This is a genomic window from Chryseobacterium limigenitum (assembly GCF_900114875.1).
GTDB classification, from domain to species: domain Bacteria; phylum Bacteroidota; class Bacteroidia; order Flavobacteriales; family Weeksellaceae; genus Chryseobacterium; species Chryseobacterium limigenitum.
Genome location: NZ_FPKW01000002.1, coordinates 409,915 through 428,748, shown reverse-complemented (window position 1 = coordinate 428,748; position 18,834 = coordinate 409,915). Strand labels below are relative to the sequence as shown.

Annotated in this window: 12 protein-coding genes; 9 read left to right on the top strand and 3 right to left on the bottom strand. The window is 29.1% G+C overall.

What is annotated here, in order from left to right:
• Positions 1-15: 15 nt before the first annotated feature.
• Both BT156_RS04710 and BT156_RS04705 read right to left on the bottom strand, forming a co-directional pair.
• Positions 16-402, bottom strand: coding sequence for a hypothetical protein (locus tag BT156_RS04710; protein WP_072407661.1), 387 nt, complete (start codon positions 400-402; stop codon positions 16-18).
• Positions 403-548: 146 nt separating this feature from the next.
• Positions 549-1,319, bottom strand: coding sequence for a SprT-like domain-containing protein (locus BT156_RS04705; protein WP_072407659.1), 771 nt, complete (start codon positions 1,317-1,319; stop codon positions 549-551).
• A 361-nt stretch (positions 1,320-1,680) separates the two neighbouring features.
• On the opposite strand from BT156_RS04705, the gene BT156_RS04700 reads away from it, so the two are divergent.
• The 5 genes from BT156_RS04700 to BT156_RS04680 all read left to right on the top strand — a co-directional run bounded on the left by BT156_RS04700 (position 1,681) and on the right by BT156_RS04680 (position 11,240).
• Complete coding sequence (locus BT156_RS04700) at positions 1,681-1,938, top strand: hypothetical protein (RefSeq protein WP_139255404.1); 258 nt, start codon at positions 1,681-1,683, stop codon at positions 1,936-1,938.
• Between the two features lie 270 nt (positions 1,939-2,208).
• Positions 2,209-2,718: a hypothetical protein gene (locus BT156_RS04695; RefSeq protein ID WP_139255403.1), complete on the top strand. Its 510-nt coding sequence runs from the start codon at positions 2,209-2,211 to the stop codon at positions 2,716-2,718.
• 237 nt (positions 2,719-2,955) lie between these two features.
• A complete protein-coding gene (locus BT156_RS04690) occupies positions 2,956-6,348 on the top strand; it encodes a P-loop NTPase (RefSeq protein WP_072407654.1) in 3,393 nt (1,130 codons plus the stop codon).
• A gap of 120 nt (positions 6,349-6,468) precedes the next feature.
• Positions 6,469-6,831: a hypothetical protein gene (locus BT156_RS04685; protein WP_072407652.1), complete on the top strand. Its 363-nt coding sequence runs from the start codon at positions 6,469-6,471 to the stop codon at positions 6,829-6,831.
• A gap of 497 nt (positions 6,832-7,328) precedes the next feature.
• A complete protein-coding gene (locus BT156_RS04680) occupies positions 7,329-11,240 on the top strand; it encodes a hypothetical protein (RefSeq protein WP_072407650.1) in 3,912 nt (1,303 codons plus the stop codon).
• A 42-nt stretch (positions 11,241-11,282) separates the two neighbouring features.
• Here the strand turns inward: BT156_RS04680 and BT156_RS21845 are convergent, their stop codons facing one another.
• Complete coding sequence (locus tag BT156_RS21845) at positions 11,283-11,462, bottom strand: hypothetical protein (protein ID WP_139255402.1); 180 nt, start codon at positions 11,460-11,462, stop codon at positions 11,283-11,285.
• Between the two features lie 138 nt (positions 11,463-11,600).
• Here BT156_RS21845 and BT156_RS04675 point away from each other — a divergent pair, with 138 nt between their 5' ends.
• The 4 genes from BT156_RS04675 to BT156_RS04660 all read left to right on the top strand — a co-directional run bounded on the left by BT156_RS04675 (position 11,601) and on the right by BT156_RS04660 (position 18,834).
• A complete protein-coding gene (locus tag BT156_RS04675) occupies positions 11,601-13,742 on the top strand; it encodes an ATP-dependent endonuclease (RefSeq protein WP_072407648.1) in 2,142 nt (713 codons plus the stop codon).
• 10 nt (positions 13,743-13,752) lie between these two features.
• Positions 13,753-15,636 (top strand): UvrD-helicase domain-containing protein, encoded by a 1,884-nt coding sequence (locus BT156_RS04670; RefSeq protein ID WP_072407646.1) that lies wholly within the window; start codon positions 13,753-13,755, stop codon positions 15,634-15,636.
• A gap of 97 nt (positions 15,637-15,733) precedes the next feature.
• Complete coding sequence (locus BT156_RS04665; protein ID WP_072407644.1) at positions 15,734-16,456, top strand: GNAT family N-acetyltransferase; 723 nt, start codon at positions 15,734-15,736, stop codon at positions 16,454-16,456.
• A 167-nt stretch (positions 16,457-16,623) separates the two neighbouring features.
• Positions 16,624-18,834, top strand: a complete 2,211-nt coding sequence (locus tag BT156_RS04660) for an ATP-binding protein (protein WP_072407642.1) — start codon at positions 16,624-16,626, stop codon at positions 18,832-18,834.

Genomic DNA, 18,834 nt, shown 5'->3' with positions numbered 1-18,834 from the left:
GTCAGAAATTGCAGTTTAAGAAACGGGAAGTGTATAGTTTATACCATTCACAGAATAATTTACGTAACTCTGAAAGATATTTTTGCCGAACTTTAAGAATGAAGCAATAATTTGTTCCAGCTCATCTGAGGTAATCGAATAATCGGAACTTTGAATTTTTACGATCAGTATTTCTTCTTCAATAGCTTGATAATGCTTTGACATTGAGAGATTGGTAACCGTATCAGAAATACAATCCATAGTTGCTGGGATTCTGTTGATCACATAATACAGCCATTGCTCAAAAACCTCAGATTCAACAACCTTTCCATCTGCATTCCGTGTAGAAAAGAGCAATGTTATTGGAAAATTGGCAAGAGATGCTGTCTTTTTACCGAAGAGATTTTGTATAAATTTTTTCATAGCTTTTATATATTTGAGGTTATTTTGTTGTTGAAGAATAAGCCGTCTCTTAATTAGAGAGCATTGAGACGGCTTATAAACCTACGGCAACGGTAGTAGATTGAATAATAGTTGCAGAAGCGTAGGTTTGTGATGTGTTGTAATTGCTATTTTAAGATCGTATCACAGGGAACGCAGTTGATTTGTAAATTTGGCTTCCCCCATACCTTGTTTTTACAATTTGGACATTCGTATTTTATTTTTAGTTTCAGGTTTTTTGAGTGTTCATCACTAAAATTTCTATCTCTTCCAAAAAGGTTCTTATTTATTGTAAAAGGCGTTTTAAGGGATTCAGGAGCATCTAGGGTTAATTTTTCAAATGCCCCTCCGTTAAGTACATAATGGCTTACTCTTCTTCCTGTTTGCCTTCCTCCTGGTTCGCCTGTAGTAGAACAAATAAGTCCTACACGTTCCATAATCTCTGCAAATTCTTTATCATGGTAAGCGGCTCTTTTTCGTTTTTTGACCCCTAAAGTATATTGATAATGATGGCACATCTCATGTACAAGAGTTCCCATTACTTCTATAAAAGGGCGGTTCAGATATTCAGGAGTCAGATTAATAAGTGAAAGAAGATTATCTTCTTCGTCTTTATATTTATCAAAGGCATAATATCCATAAGACACTCTTTTGTAGTTATCATTTAAAGACAGCATTACAGGACTTAACAATTGCCCAAAAGCAGGATAGAATAATTCTTTGTTATAGAAATCATACGCATCTTGTAATGCTTTAAACTGTAATAGAGTAGGTTTTGAAAAATCGCCTATTATTTCAGCATCATATTTTAAAGTTTCAACCGCTCTAGTTTTATTTCGTACGATACAAATTTCATTTTTTTGAAGATCTGTAACAGGGGAAAAATTTTGTGTCTTCATATCTCTATAATTTTTTTGTTTTTTAAAAACCTATTTGCTGTTGTTTTCCGTGACAAATGTAAGGCAAAAAAAACAATACAATCAATTGATAAACAGTTAGTTAGATGTGAAAATTCAAGGAAAATTTGAAGAAAAAACACCCTGTTTTGGAAAATCTGAGGAAAATTGTTTTGTAAAGTATTGAGGCAAAATGAAGTGAAAATTTAACGGTTTTTCTCTTAAAAAGTAATTTTATGTTAATATGGATGAGCAAATTTTAACACATTATAACAAACTTTAACATTTAAAGTCTGAGTTTTCCCGTTTAAACTTGAAAAACGGATGTAAAAATTCTTTGAATTTTATTGACAAACCCATAAAAATGATTAGAATCATCATAAAATCACTATTTTATTTATGCGTTATCATGAATATGTCTAAAACTCCTTTAAATAAACTTGCTCTTGATAATGAGATTAAGCATTGTGCTATTACCAAGCCTTATGAAGCTCTGCAAAGTGATTTTGCTAAGAAAATTATAAATCATGTAGCCTCAAACAGTAAATTTAAAGAACAGCATATCAGAGAGCTTGCTGATAAACTGGATGATGAATCACAAACACTAACACCCGAAGAATGAAAAGATTTTCTTGAATTTATGAAGGAACATACCGTTCTTTTTGATAAAATCATCAAAAGATATCAGTGAAAATTTCCTGTATGGATACAATCTGCCAAAGACCCAAACACATTGGATATTAAGCGTGAAGATCATGTATTATACTTGGATGGCACTTATTTGTCTTTGAAAAAAATCAAGAATTATGTAAAATCCCGCATTAAAGGACAAAATGATATGTGATCGCTTGAAAAAATGGATCAAACTCTTAATAAAGAGGCTATTGAACGTATGTATGACTATGTTAAACCTCACGATGAAAAGAAAATAGATTTATATAACAAATTTGCAAAACTTAACTACAGTAGTAGAGTTAATAAAAATGGTATTACCATTCATAATATCAATGGAGTAGCATTTGTTTCTATGGACAACCCTACTATAAAACCTCAGTTTATGATGAAAGATTTGAATAACGATCCTGAAGATTATACGAAAGGAAAATCGTTTGCCAATCTTAATAAAAACCCAATCTATGCAGAGATTTTGAAGAAGTCGGATGCCAAAGAGTTTAACTCGCTGGAAGAAAGCAATCTCTTTCAATTTAAGTTGATGCAGACTATTGCCAAGCAGTTGGGATGGGATGTGTGGATTGATGCTGATTTTGTGGATCGTCCCCAAAATGAGGACAAGGTCAAGGATATATTGGCTTGTCTCCATGCTCTGACGGGTGTGGAAATGTGGATTCCGTATAAGATCGATGAAAGAGGACTCTCTTCCATCATGCATTGCCAACTATGAGACTGGTCTGTTATTTTCCGTCCTGACATCGATGATGAAGATGATAATGATGAAGATACTCCCATATCATTGTTTTTGGAAGTAGATCCTTCATTAGACAAAGTCAATCAGTAAACAAGTGATAAAAAAAATATTTTTGAGGATAAATAATGTATTACATTATGTCTAGGGATTTTTAATCCTTTTTTTAGAAACGGTAAATTGAGTATATTTAGAAGTTAAAACATACGATGGTATATGCAAAAAAGTTTTGAAGATATCGAAAAGCTCGTGAAAGGTATTTCGTCAAGCGATGCAGGATCAGTTGCCCATTTTATGGAAAATAAGTTGGATCTGCTCAAGTTATGCTATGGGAAATCAGACGAAGATACTCGGAAGATTGTTAGAAACTTAATTGGCTATCTTCCCTTAAAACAGTTTTTAGTAGGAACACCATCTTCGAAAAATGTTGCCTATGGAGTAAGAGCAATTCGACTACACCGTAAAAATGGATTGCCTACAGAAAATTCTCAACAAGCTATAGATCTATACAATTTTTATTTTGACGGGTATAAGAAATTATTCAACTGCTTTGATGAGAAGATTTTAACAAAGGTATTAAAGGAAGATGAAGCATTTTTGAATGATGTACTTTCGGATAAGGAAGGAGATTATTATGTTTCAGCAGAAAGATTAACAATAGAAGGAATAAAAATTATTGATAAAGCGTTTATTGAAAAAGTAAAAACAAGGAAACACTTTACTGAGACTAAATTTTATGGTGCAACACAAAATAATGATTGCCAATGGTATGGAATTATAAACGAATATGATATCATAAGAAATGGCTATGATGATTTAAAGAAGGTTATCACAAATAGCTTTATTGAAGAAAAAGATGAGAAAGTAACCGCAGTAATCTGTGGTTCAGCCGGTTCAGGAAAATCGACAACTCTCAGAAGAATTGCTGTTGATCTTCACGATGAACCAATCCATATTGTTTGGGTGGAAGATGTTAATATTGAAGCATTTATAGAAAAGGGATTTCCTGCAATTAAAAATATAGTAGAGAAAAATGAAACTCAAAAGTTTCTGATTATCATTGAAGATTGGTATCGAATATTTAAAAAGGAAAATAAAAAAACTGGAATAGACATTCTTAAAAAAGCAAAAAGCATTAATAATATAAGAATTGTTATCGGAGACAGAACAATTGATGAATCATATAAAAACCATCGAAATAACGGCTTTGAATTGCATTTATCTTCGGATGAAAACGTAGAAATCATTGAAAAAATTGTTGAAAAGTATCCCGACTGGAAACTAGCTTCAGAAAGATTATTAGGTGAAAATAAAGACTATAAATCTTCTCTTTTCTTACTGCTTTTTATTTTGGCTCGTATAGACCAAAAAGAATTTAAAAACGAAACACTAGATCTTTCTGAGCCACAGCAGGTATTTCAGAGAGTTATTGAGAGTGATCTGAGATTTATTAAAAAGAAACATGTTGGGCTTGCTAAAGCTCTATACTATTGGGGATGTATATATGGGGAACATAAAATACTTATTTCTTATGAAACATTCCTGAAAATTGCAGATCACTATAATAAAAAAGACAATACACAAATTTTTAATAAATTTCGTAGATGGAATGTCAGCAATGCTATACTTGACAGATTGAAATCTTACATCAATAAAAATCATAGTAGGCAAGATTTTAATGCACATGATCTCATCCGGTTTCATCATGATATCTTTGCAGATTTAGGATTCAAAAATATTCTTATTGAAGAATGGCAGGAGTTTGATATTAAACTTGATTTCTTGAAAGTGATTATTGAACAAGGAGATGATTACTCTGCATCTAACTATTTTTCGACACTCTTAAGAGAAGAAAAAAATATTTTTGTAGACGAAAGTGAAATCATAGATTGTATTAAAATTTTAATCAATAAAGGTAATGTAAAGCCTCATTATATGTATCAATTAGGAGAACTTGACCTAGACGATAATACTATGATTGAATTGGGACAATTATTTTGGAAGAATAAAATATTTTCAAGATTCTCAACATTCTTTTGGAAGAAATATTTTCGACAAATTAAAAATGAATTGTTAATATCTGGAAATCTACATAAAATTCTGAATAGTTCAAATTTAGAAGACTATAGTTCAGATTTCATTTCGTGTATAATGGGCTATTTTGTGAATAGGGAGAAAGTCAATTCATTTATAGAAGGTATCTTACATGAAAAAGAAACATTCATTTCGTATGAAATTATTGATATTTGTTTACAATATGCTAATAATGACTCTAGGCAATATTTCCTAATAAAGTCTTTATCTGAAAATAATTGGGGTTTGATTAATAAATTATTTAATCATTACTTATGTGATAACAGTGATGAAATTACTAAATATTATTTTATTAAGAAGCTCTTACAAAAGGATCACTTGGAAAACATTGAAGAGCATAATTTAATTTCCTTAATATCTTCAGAATATAAAGCAACATTTTGTAACAAAATTTTGGAATATGACTATAAAAAAATAGGAAGCCATTTGATTGAAAAAAGTTTCCAATTTGCTTCAAGTCAAAAGAAACGAGTTTTTTCCAATTGGGCATTAAGTAGCGATAATTGGTGTGGATTTACTAATGAATTTATCTGCAATTGTCTATCATATACAACAAATATAAAGCAATATTATTTTGCTAAATTTTTACTCGGTAATAATAATTGGAAAAATGCAAGTAACGCTTTGGTTATTAAATCTTTATTAGTTGCAGACAGTCTTTCCTTGAATGCTAGTTTTAGCAAAGCTTTTTTTAATGATGAGGACACCTATAAAAGAATAGATTATTATCTTTTTAAAAAGTGTTTTTCCTTCGCAACTCATTCTGCAAAACAGAACTTGTCAAATCAAATTTTTCAAAATTATCGTTGGAAAACGATTGATAAACTTATTATTTATGAGTGTTTAGAGTATTGTAAGGATGATGACATAAAAAAATATTATTACAATGAAATTCTAAATGATGAAGAATTGAATTTGAATCATAAGATAATTTACAATTGCTTAGTTTATTTCTCTCATTATCAAGAAATAAGCAATGAATTGAATAAGTTGATAACAACTATTATTAATAGATACCATAAAATTAAAAATTATAAAACAATATCAGATGAAAATATTTATTTAAAAAGTCACTTTAACCCTGCTAATTATGGCTTTTTAAAACAAAAAATCAGCAGTTTTTCAAATTATATTAATTTATTGAAGGTCAATTTTTATCAACATCCTTTGTGGAGAGAAGAAACAAAAAAGATTATTATAAACTGGAAAATCACACAAAAAAATATTGTTTTCCATACTTTACTTGCTTATCGTAATCATCCTAATAAAGTCCATAATATTTGTTTAGAAATATTAGAAGAAGGAAGTAAGCAGGTTAAACAATTAACTCTAGAAGGTTCGGGTTATATAAAACTTTTAAGAATAGCTTTGGGACACCCTAATTTAAAAGATCTTTCTAAGAAAACGGCTATTGAAATATATAAAGGATATAATGAAAAAAACATCCCTGATTCATTCAAAAAATTAATAGTACAAATCGTAGAAAACGGCATCTATCCCGAATGGAAAATCTAACTTCATGAAATTGGATTGACTTTTACAAACAATTCATTATAAATGAGTTATGTTATAATTATAAATTTATAGCATGGCTATACCGACAGCCTTCTTGTCGGAAAACAAAACAAAATTATAATGAAAATTAAAGTCGAAGTCGAAGACATTGAAGTCAAGAAAATTTTGTCTGATATTATGAACATGGGATGCACTCCTATTATAAAGTATCAGCCAGAGAAACCCTTTGAAGAGCTATCTACTGAAGATGTTAAAGAAATGATTGTAATTGTTCCTTCAGAAAAAGAAAGTATCGATGAAAAAGGAAGTAACTGTGTTAAAGTTGGGGATATTGATATTGAAAAGAGCAATGAAAACTGGCTTTCTTGTAAAAACAAGGAGCAATATATTATTGTAGCTCCAGAAATTCTCAATAATCTCTTATTTCTTAAGCTGTATTCTGAAGGATACGGAATTATCACAGATGAGGATTTTTCTTCGTAAGTACTTTCAACACATTAAATTGGTATGGCATTCCATATCAATTTTTCATGAATAAAGATTCCCCAACTGTTCCAAAATCTAGAACAATTATTTCCAAAAAACTTTAAAATTAAAAAACTATAAAATCACACCTCCGACAAGAAAAATACTTTTACCTTGCACAAGTTGCATTGTGCAAAGGATAAAAATATGGCTTTCTAACTGTGGTTTAAAGCTTTTTTCAATGTTTTTGTAATGTAAAGTTTATTATTTTTTGATTGCAGGTATATCTTATATTGAACCTGTTCAAACTTTTATTTTCCCCCAAGAACTAGATAGGAAAAGCCAGTAATATAGATTTATTGACAAAAATCTCAATTTCTATAGAAAGTTAGTCCCAAAAACTATGCTCCTAAATTCGTAATCTGTGAGATCTAATACGGTTTAACGTATTAGATTAATTCGTAAATGGTTTATTTTTGTAAATAGCATCAAAGTTTTACTTATACACCAACACTATGAACACCCAATACAAAGCACCAACATTAAATAAGATTACTGAAGAATTAGAAATTTTGCTAAAAAAAAGAACTGGAGGTTCCATCAACTTCAGAGGTGTTCATTACCAAATTCTTTATGCATCCTATTTATTACTTAAAGAACTTAACCACCCTTCTGAAAGGAAATCAATCAGAATGGAAGGAATTGAAGATATTGATTTAAGTACATCTCAAAATATTCTAATGGATAATGAGTATATTCAGATCAAATCATCCATAAATAAAATGGATGCAGGCGATTTCTGGAACTTAGGAGTATTACAAAATTTTGCAGAAACCTACGAATTAAATCCTATCAGTAAGTTTAAGCTAGTATATAATATGGAAATCTCAAAAGGAAACCTTCATTCACTTATACATAAAAAGGAACTTTCCGATTTTTGGATGGCAAAATTGAAAACACTAAAATATAGTGTAAATTATCAGGATTTTTTACAAAGTATATCTTATGAGCATAAGACTTCAACAGAATTATTTAATGACATTCTTATCTTATTATTTAAAAATTGGGGAATAAATAAAGGAACTGAATTTCAATTTTTAAGATCATTATTTTATAATGTTTTCGTATGGTCAAAGGATAGAATAATAGTGACAAACATTGATATCAATAAGCTTTTTCAAGACGTAAAAGATTCTTATTCGAAAGCACCTGTAAATAAAGCTTTTCAAAATAATTGGATTACAAAAGTATCATATTCAGCGATAGAAAGCCACAACTCAGATGACTTTTATGATGGGAAGGCTGCAAGACCTATCCATATCAGTTTAGGATTACCCGTAAAAAGAAAAATTTGGCAAAAAACAATTTGTGATAATATACTCAGTTCGGATGTTACTGTAATCAAATCATCAAGTGGGCAAGGAAAATCTACTTTAGCATGGCAAACAGGTTTAGACTTAAAAGAAAAAAATAATTACTCTATATATGAGTTACGCAACTGTAACAGTTTCAATGAAGCTAACTCAATAACGGAGTTTTTGGAATCCAGAATACTGATTGGAGAAAAGCCTCTTTTAGTAATTGATGGTTTAAATACTTTAGTCGAAGCATGGTTTGAAATAGTATCAAGGACAAGAGATCTTCCTATTAAGTATCTTATTACAACTAGACAGGAAGATTGGTTTAGATTCGGTGCAGATATTTCACAAGTTAATTTAATGACGGTTGATATTTCACTTTCTATGACTGAAGCTAAAGAAATTTTTGAGGAATTCAAAAGAAAACGAAAAATACACCCAGATATACAAAAATGGCAGCCAGTATGGGAACAGATTCATCCTAAAGGATTATTGATTGAATACACATACTTACTTACAAGAGGTCAAATGATCCAGGAAAGACTCTCTACTCAATTAAAATATTTAGCTAATTCTCGATCATCAGGGGCAAAATTAGAAATCTTACGTATGATTTCTCTTGCAGATTGTTTAAATATTAAATTAAAAACCATAAACTTAATTAATTACATAAAATCTGAAATCGGTTTTGAACAGGATCGAGGTGAATTGCTCAATGAATTAGAAAAAGAATATTTTTTAAATTTTGGAGGCAACTATGTAGAAGGACTTCATCCTGTTCGGTCTTTTCACCTGACAGACTTATTACATAAAAATTTACCCGTAGAAGAATCTCTTAAAAATTTATTCAAAATAATTACAGATGATTATAAACAAGACTTCTTTAGCAACATACATATCCTATTAACTAATCAAGACAAAAATTCGTTTTACCAAGCTTTAGCAGAAATAATCTCTGAAGATTCGTTTGAAAACATCGTTATTGCATTAGATGGAATTATGCATGCTGAGCCAAAACAATATTGGTTAGAGAATAAATTAAAGTTTGACGATGCATATAAGGTAGGTGGTATAGAATTATTTACTATAACCTCCACCCCTTTTACCGAGCTTAACACTCTAAATGAAATGGCAGAAATATTAGGGGATAAAGGTGGCAATTTCAAATACCTTTCTGAATTAAAAAGCGAATTGCCAAAATATCAATTTGATAATTCGGATGTAATAATTTTTGCAAAAGCACTAAACAAGAGTTTACAGAAACGCTCATTATCACTTGATTCTTACAAGGGACTGGGATTTTTGGTAAAGTGGTATAATTTCTTAAAAATCCCTTTTAATCTTTCGTTAATCAAAGAAAATATCAGTATAGATGAGTTAATAAAAATGGATTTTCAAGAGGCAAAAGAATTTATGTCATTCTTACAGCTCAGAAACCCATTAGTTTACAAACAATTCGTTATAGAAAATAAAGATCCGATTTTTAGCTATCTCAAGGTCAATACAGATTCTGTAAGTATAGAGGAACAAAATAATCAATTACAGATTAAATATCTTCTATTCGACAAAGATGCAAAACACGCAAACAATCTGAGTATGTCTAGAATTGACGATATATACATTTTTTTACCGTTTTACGAAAAATATTGTACTGAAGGTTTGATGCTTCCTTTTCCATCTCAAGAAATGATTTCAATAGTTAAACAGGATTCGATGAAACAAATTAGCCCTGAAATAATTGGCAACTCATTTGAAGTTCATCTGAATCAAATCTGGTATGCTGAAATCCAAAAAATGTATCAAGAATCTTCTGCTTATAGTTGGCAAGAAGGTATATTGAACATCCGAAAAATATCTATTGAATGGACAAAAAATGTGATTAGAATAATTGATGCTCTTCTAGAAGGAAATCAGAATAAAATAAAAAAGAATGTAACTTCTTTAGATCAAAGCAGAAGTATTCTTAATAACTCTATAATACTTAAGAAAAAATATCCGACTTTTAAAAGATACAATGAGGCAAAACCTGGTATTGAAGGTGAAAAAGAGATAAACAGCTGGATTTCTTCACTTACAAATATCAACAATCAAATATTTAATATTCTCTTACCAAAAGTCGAACATGATAGAAATCTTGCGTTAATAAACTTCAAAGCCATTTATTTTAGTCTTAATGATATGCAAAATGCTTTCAGGGCAATAGAGAAAAAGACCATAGCATATTTTGATTCAGAAAATATATGCCTAGAAGAGAATAAACATTATGAAAGATTATATGCTTCTATCTTATACTACTTATCACAAATTCCATTAGAAAATAAAATACCGGTTCCAGTTGGTCGAAAAGCTGTTGAAGAATGGTGGCTCAATGCTAAGAATATAAAATTGGATAACCTCAATAATTCATTAGCACTTATAGAAGCATCTTCAAATTTTAAATTTGTTTATCCTGACCAAATAGAAGAAACAGACACTCTTACTTATTTAACAATTGGAATAATGAATTTTGATTTTTCAGACACACAAAATGTTGAAAATTTATTATTTGCATTAGGTATTTTGAGAGATATTGATTACCATTTTATCACAATCATCAGTATTAATAACAATATAGCACGGAATGGTTTTAGATTGAAAAAAGACCTAATTTCCGCCTATGATAATATGATTGATGGAACAGAAGATATAGATATGGAAAATTTAGCTCCTTTACCCGTTACAATTAACGAAAAGACTATAAGGAGTTTGCAAGGAGTTATTTTGCCTGAACTATCTGTAAATAAAGATCTCGATAAAAAATTTGAAATTTTAATTGACCTTTGGAAACTGTCTGAATACAGAAAATTTTTGAATAAGGACTCTAATATTGAAATGGAATGGTTAAAAACACTTCAACTGGATTTAATTATAAAAACAAACATGAATAGTGTTGTAGCTCCATCAGTAGGCTTTCTTGATTTCGTTCATAAGGGATTAGAACCAAATTTCCTTTACACAAAAGAAGATATTACAAAAGAAATCTATGAACAAATAGCCCAAAATGTATTAATTGAAAACAATGATCTTTAAAAAAATATTTTGTACAATCAGCATTGTATCTTATTGCTATTTTTAATGGTAAATTTGAGCTATGAATAAACTTATCGCTAAATTTGCCGATAAAACAATTGAAGAAATAAAGCTAATTATACCTAATCCATATCGGGCAGTAGGAGAAAATTTATCTTTTATTTTGTTAAATAATTTCTCTGCTAAAATAAAATCAAAATTTTGAATAGATAATTTTTTCATTTTAGTTAAATGCTTTTCTTATAAATCATTTACATCTTCTCGGATCAATAAAATACATAGATCAATTTTTACGGATTCCCACAATGAAATTATATTGTAATTTAGTATTTTTGATAATCTACTAAATCACAACCTTGAATGAAAATTAACTTTATACAAATCCAAAATTTCAGAAAATTACAGTCGTGTAGAATTGATTTTTCAGAGAAAGAAACAATTTTTGTGGGAGCAAATAATAGTGGCAAGACAACTGCTATGGATGCTCTAATGATTTTTCTCAAAACAAAAAGCTTTAAAACTCAAGATTTCACTCTATGCAACTGGAAAAATTTAAATCAGATAGGAGAAAATTGGCTTAAACATGCTGAACTCAATGATGAAGATAAATCAGTAAAAGTATTAGAATCATATTTGCCTGTATTGGATTTGTGGATTTATGTTGACGATTCAGAGCTTCATTATGTTAGCCATATAATACCAACTTTAGATTGGAAAGGAGGTTTATTAGGAATTAGATTAAGATATGAGCCTAAAGATATGGATGGGCTAATCCAAGAATTTATTACTTCATATAATAAATCAAATCAATTATTGACTGAAAAAAAGAAAAACTTTAAACTTTGGCCTAAAACTTTTTGGGATTTTTGTGAACGAAAATTAAGTACTCATTTTACTCTCAAAACCTATTTGCTTGATCCTGATAAACCAAATGAAAAACAAGACTTATCAGAAAATAATACTGCATTAGAAGGAGATGTTTTGAAAAATATTGTAAGAATTGATATTATTAATGCCCAACGAGGCTTTAGTGATCCAAATTCAGAGGGTACAGAAATTAATACCCGAAATTTATCATCTCAGTTGAGAACTTATTATGATAAGCATCTCAATCCAACATTAGAACCTAGTGAAAAAGATATTGATGCATTGGAATCAATCAATAAAGCCCAAGATGATTTTGATAAAAACTTAAAAGAAAGCTTTAAAACTTCTCTTTCAGAACTTGAAGGGTTGAATTATCCGGGATTTGGCAATCCGCAAATCCAATTATCTACGAAAGTTAACACTTCAGATGGTCTCCAACATGACTCTGCGGTAAAATATTATCTTGACGAGGAATTGTCTTTACCTGAAAAATATAATGGACTAGGTTATCAAAATTTAATTTCAATTATTTTCAAATTAATAAGATTCAGAGATGAATGGATGAAGGTCGGAAAGAACTCTATTATCGAAGATGCAGTTATTGAACCATTACACTTAGTCTTAATAGAAGAGCCTGAAGCTCACTTACACGCTCAAGTGCAGCAAGTATTTATTAAAAAGGCCTATAATGTTTTAAGGAACAATGACAATTTAGGAAATGTGAAAGATTTCACTACTCAATTGGTTATTAGTACCCATTCCAGTTATATTGCCCATCAAAAGTTTGAAAGTTTAAGGTATTTTAAACGAAATAATTCTTTAGTCTTACCTACCTCGGAAGTCATTAGTTTAAAATCGGTTTTTGGTAAAACGGAAAATGAAACTGAAAAATTTGTAATTAGGTATTTAAACACAACACATAATGATATTTTCTTTGCAGACGCTGTTATCTTAGTAGAAGGACCGGCGGAAAGAATTCTTATCCCTCATTTTATTAGAAATCATCATAAGGAACTGGATAATTGTTACATAACAATTTTAGAAATTGGTGGAAGTCATGCACATAGGTTAAAACCTCTAATTGAAACATTAGGTTTAATTTGTTTAATCATTACAGATGTTGATTCTACCGATAATGGAACTAAATGCCAACCGGAGTTAGGAAAAAATCTTAAAACAAATAACGATACTTTAAAAAAATGGCATCCAAAAAAAGAACTCTTAGATGATTTATTAAACTTAAAGCCCGATGAAAAGGTGAAAAAAGATTTACCGATTAGAGTTGCCTATCAAAAAGCAATAGAGTTGGAAGCTGGAGGAAAAAAGAGTATAACTTATCCGTATACATTTGAAGATGCATTGGTAATTGAGAATAAAGAGAGTTTTAAGGCGATAACAGGATCTACAGGTCTTTTGAAGAAAATGGTAGAAGTTTCAAAAAAAGAGAATTTAAAAGAATCGGCAGAAGAAGCCTACAAAATTATAACCAATAAGCAAGCTAAAAAAGCAGAGTTTGCTTTAGACGTGTTATATTTTGAAGATCCTGAGAAAATAAATACACCTTCATATATCAAGGAAGGATTAGATTGGGTCGAAGAGCAATTAAAGAACAGTAAACAAGGATTAACCAATTAAATTAAATCTAATGATTCAATATAATAATGATATTGATGGATCTGTTGATGATGAAATTTTTGAAAGCTTTAATCCATCGTTACCAAAAAGCTTTTTTCTTTTCGCTGGTGCTGGTTCTGGAAAAACTAGAACACTTGTAAATGTTCTTTCTCGATTTAAACAAGAGTATGGTCAGAATTTTAAACTTAGAAATAAAAAAGTGGCAACAATTACCTATACCAATGCTGCTGCCGATGAAATTACCCATAGATTAGAATATAGTTCGATTTTTAGTGTAGGCACTATTCATAGTTTCTGTTGGGAGCTGATAAAAAATTTTACGTTTGATATAAAAAACTGGATTAAAGATAATTTGACCTCCGAAATATCAGATCTGGAAGAACAACAATCAAGGAGTAGAGATTTAAATAATAAGACATCTGTAAGCAGAGCTCAAAGAATAGAATCTAAAAAGGACAGACTTTCTTCATTACAAAATATTCAGAAGTTTGTATATAATCCAAATGGTGATAATATTACTAAAGACTCTTTGAATCATAGTGAGGTAATCTCTATTACTGCTGATTTTATTAAATCAAAGGATTTGTTCAAACAAATCTTACTAAATAGATTCCCTATTATACTTATAGACGAAAGCCAGGACACTAAAAAAGAATTAATAGAGGCTTTGTTTGAACTTCAAAATCATAATGACGGAAAAGTCACATTAGGATTGTTTGGAGACACCATGCAAAGGATTTATTCGGAAGGAAAAGAAAATTTGGGAGTTGGATTACCGGATAGTTGGACTAAACCTGCAAAAAAAATGAACCATCGTTCAAAATCAAGAATCATTGATTTGATAAATAAAATAAGGAAAGACATAGATGGGCAGGAACAAGTTCCACGAAGTGAAAACTCTGGCGGAGTTGTGAAATTTTTTGCAATTTCCCGTTCAAAAGAGAAATCAGAAATTGAAGACGAAATACGTCAGAAAATGAAAGGATATACTAATGATGACAAGTGGTTTGGTGATCATTCAGACGTTATGACCTTAACATTAGAACATCATATGGCTGCAAAAAGAATGGGATTTTCTACTTTTTTTGCTCCATTGTATAAGGTTGACAGACTTAAAACCGGATTATTAGATGGAACTTCAACTTCTGTTAACTTGTTTTCCAGAATAATTTTATCATTATATAATGCCCATATTAAAAAAAATAAATTTGAGATAGCCAATATAATAAAGCAACATTCGGGATTAATTAACAAACAGACATTGTTTAAAGAATCCAATAAATTAGAAGTTCTACATTCTGTAAATAACAAGGTTAATGAACTTTTATCTCTTTGGAATGATGAAAATCATCCAACTTTATTAGAAATATTGAAAAAAATAAATGAAACTAATCTGTTTAAAATTTCCTCAACTCTAAAGTTAGCTTTAAGTAGAGTTGGCATTCAATCTGACAAAAATGAACAAGAGGAAGAAACTGACGAAGATGATGAAGTTTTGATTGCTTGGGAAGAAGCGTTAAAAGCAAATTTCTCTGAAATTATAAAGTATAATTCATACATCAATGAAGAATCTAAATTTGGAACACATCAAGGTGTTAAAGGTTTAGAATTTGACCGTGTGATGGTTATTATTGATGATGATGAGTCAAGAGGTTTTATGTTTAGTTATGATAAATTGTTTGGAATAAAGCCGCTAACAAGTAATGATAAAAAAAATATGGACGAAGGCAAAGAAACTGGAATAGATAGAACAATGCGATTGTTTTATGTAGCTTGTAGCAGAGCTAAAGAAAGCTTAGCATTAGTTTCTTATACTGATATTCCTGAAGAATTAAAAAAGAATGTGATTGATTATGGATGGTTTACCGAAGATGAAGTAGAATTAATAAAGTAAATTGGGACTTACTCATTAAAGATTAGACATAAATATTCTTCATTTTGATGCTCATGGCTGTGGTGCAAAGAATGTCTGCCAAATAAAAACTAAAATAATGAAAGACATCAAAGTATCTTTTACATCAACCGAACAGGATGTATGTGAAATAAGGAGTTGGATAGATTATCCTGACTCAAGTATGGGTACTGTTTATAGTTGTTATAAAAATAATTCTTTAATTATTGCAACACTCGACAATAAAGTAATTGCCTATTATGCTCTCATTGTAAATGAAATATCCATGTTTATATCTTTAGCCGAGGTCAAGAAAGAGTTTAGAAATAAAGGTGTAGGAAAAATAATCCTTAATGAAATAGAGAAACAATTTTATAATACTCAATACAAGGCACTCTATTTATATTGTTCTCCTCAAGAATCACAATTTTATTGGAAAAAAATCGGGTTTGAATGCTTTCCTGAAAACTCAAGGAAAAATAGAAGTGAAAAAACCTATATGTATAAAATAATTAACCCTATTCTTGAAAACACTGACCATAATCAAATGATTAAGACCAATGAACAGGAATATTTGGAAGTCTGGAATGATAAGAGTTCTTTCTTTGAAGATACTTCTGCAAATTGGGTATGGAAACTTGAATTTATTGATAGCAATTCACGGGGTTTAAAATTTCCTTTCCTATTCTTTGGGGATAATCATTGGAAAATAAGATGGTCAAAAGGTGATAAGATAATTAAAGAGTGTGATTATAAGTATTTTGACAGAAAAAATGAAATCTATGAGTGTATGTTTATTGATAGAATGCCTGATTTTTCTTGATTATCATAACTATACAGTAAATCATTAAGTGTACAACAAGTCAATGAATCTCTTTGTAAGACTTATTATTGTATCGCAGTTTTGAAATGCATTTGCAGGAAAACAGGACAGATATTCCTCATATAAAGAAAAGATATATTTAACATAAAAATCTATAAATCAGAATAATGAGTTTCAAATTAATAGCAATAAGACCAATATACAGCAAGGAAAATATCTTTCTAAAAAATCTAAGTACAGATTGTTTTTATAAATTCAATAACAATTATGATTTTAAAATTGAGAACACGGATAATGTAATTATAAATAAAAATAATGATGATATTCAAAATTTATATGATCAATCTATCAAACACAAAAACGGAGAAACTAAAGAATTAAGTATTAATATTTCTGCAATTGTAGGAAAAAATGGAAGCGGAAAAAGTAGCTTAATGGAGCTTTTGTATGTAACTTTTTATAAAATTTCAAGGGAAACCAAAATTATAGATTTTGAAAAAGAAGAGCAAGAAAAAAGTGACAGAGCAGAATTACAAGACGTAAAATTATCTCAAAAATTAGAACTCGTTGCACAAATTATCAGAAACGAAAAAAACGTTATTCAGCATATAGACAATAGAGAAAAAGAACTCGAATTTCAGTACCGAAATACTATTTTTGAACTAAACGATAGATTAAAAAAAGATGTCGCAGAAAGTGAATACGATAAGAATATAAAAAATATTCGAATAGAAATATATTACGAGATAGATGATAATTTATTTTTGTTAAAATTAGATGATAATATAATTGAATTATTTCCAGTAAAAGATGGAATAATAAATATTTTGGAGAAAACTTTAATTAAAAATAAAGATGAATTCAAAGGTATTTCAGAGAAAATATTTTACAACCTTACTGTTAACTACTCTTTATATGGATTAAATTCCAATGATTCGGGGTTTTGGATTGAAAAACTATTCCATAAAAATGACTCATACCAAACTCCTATTGTCCTTAATCCGTTTAGAGATAAAGGAATTATTGATATTAATTCTGAAAATTACTTAGTTCGTTCAAGACTATTAGCACTTATTTTAGCAAAAGACGTCAATAACAAAGAAATTGCTCAGGAAAAAGAAATTAAGAGAATTAAACTGGGTTTTATTGATAAAAAACTTCCAGATACACTAGTTTATTGGGAGCATTTTAAATATCATTTTTTTCCAAAGCTTCACACTTATTTTTTCACGGAACCTATAGAAGGTAAAAGTATAGATTTGGAAAAAATCGACTTTTCTTTAAAACCTGATAAAATTTACACAAAAACATTAGAATATATTTTAAAGAAAATTGTTAACATCGTTGAAAGATATCCAACCTTTAAAAAGTATATTGCTACTAAAGATAATGAGTTTGTTAATTCAGAGCTTGAAAATGATCTAATTATAGACTTATTCCAAGATAGAAGTCATATTTCACTTAAAATAAAGCAAGCATTAAATTTTTATGAATATCAAAAATATGTTGATGACAATATATTAGAAAAAGAAAAAACAATTCCAATATCAAGCCTTGAAGACGAGGTAAACTCCTATCATGAATTAAATGATTTTGTAGATTTAATAGAATACATTCCACCATCATTTTTCAAAATAGAACTATATTTTGATGAAGAAAATGATGATAATAACTTTTCTAATTTAAGCTCTGGTGAAAAACAAAAAATCTATAGTTTAAACTCTATTGTATATCATCTTAGGAATCTTTTATCAGTAAATAAAAATCCAAATAAAGATGATCTTATTGTATATAATAACTTCAACATTATATTGGACGAAATCGAATTATATTATCATCCCGAATTACAAAGAACTTTTATTTATGATTTATTAGAATATATCAAAAAAATCGACTTTGAGAACAGATATTTTGATTGTATACCAAATATTAATATAATTTTTATTACTCACTCTCCCTTTATACTTTCAGATATTCCAAAACAGAATATATTATTTTTAGATATTAATAAAACGACTCAAAAATCTCAACCGCAGATATACGAAGAAGATAATACTTTTGCAGGTAACATACATGAAATGTTAACCAATGGTTTTTTTCTGGAAAGCACCAAGGGAGAATTTGCAATTTCTAAAATAAATGAGTTTTTAGCATTCTACAAAAGAAAGGAAGAATTAAGCAAAGTTGATTTTTTTAATCAAAGGGAATACTTTAAAAGAATTATATTATCAATTGGTGAAGAGTATATTAGAAATATTTTACAAAATCAATTTGAGGAATTAGACAAAAAGTTTAATCCAAAATATTTAATCGAAAAGCATCAAGAATTAAAAAACCAATTAGATAAAATTGAAGAGCAATTGAATAAAGATTCTTAG

Coding starts and splice junctions, on each gene's coding strand:
- BT156_RS04665 (WP_072407644.1), top strand. CDS start 15,734: ATGAAAGACATCAAAGTATCTTTTACATCAACCGAACAGGATGTATGT.
- BT156_RS04695 (WP_139255403.1), top strand. CDS start 2,209: ATGTATGACTATGTTAAACCTCACGATGAAAAGAAAATAGATTTATAT.
- BT156_RS04680 (WP_072407650.1), top strand. CDS start 7,329: ATGAACACCCAATACAAAGCACCAACATTAAATAAGATTACTGAAGAA.
- BT156_RS04685 (WP_072407652.1), top strand. CDS start 6,469: ATGAAAATTAAAGTCGAAGTCGAAGACATTGAAGTCAAGAAAATTTTG.
- BT156_RS04700 (WP_139255404.1), top strand. CDS start 1,681: ATGATTAGAATCATCATAAAATCACTATTTTATTTATGCGTTATCATG.
- BT156_RS04660 (WP_072407642.1), top strand. CDS start 16,624: ATGAGTTTCAAATTAATAGCAATAAGACCAATATACAGCAAGGAAAAT.
- BT156_RS21845 (WP_139255402.1), bottom strand. CDS start 11,462: ATGAAAAAATTATCTATTCAAAATTTTGATTTTATTTTAGCAGAGAAA.
- BT156_RS04690 (WP_072407654.1), top strand. CDS start 2,956: ATGCAAAAAAGTTTTGAAGATATCGAAAAGCTCGTGAAAGGTATTTCG.
- BT156_RS04710 (WP_072407661.1), bottom strand. CDS start 402: ATGAAAAAATTTATACAAAATCTCTTCGGTAAAAAGACAGCATCTCTT.
- BT156_RS04675 (WP_072407648.1), top strand. CDS start 11,601: ATGAAAATTAACTTTATACAAATCCAAAATTTCAGAAAATTACAGTCG.
- BT156_RS04670 (WP_072407646.1), top strand. CDS start 13,753: ATGATTCAATATAATAATGATATTGATGGATCTGTTGATGATGAAATT.
- BT156_RS04705 (WP_072407659.1), bottom strand. CDS start 1,319: ATGAAGACACAAAATTTTTCCCCTGTTACAGATCTTCAAAAAAATGAA.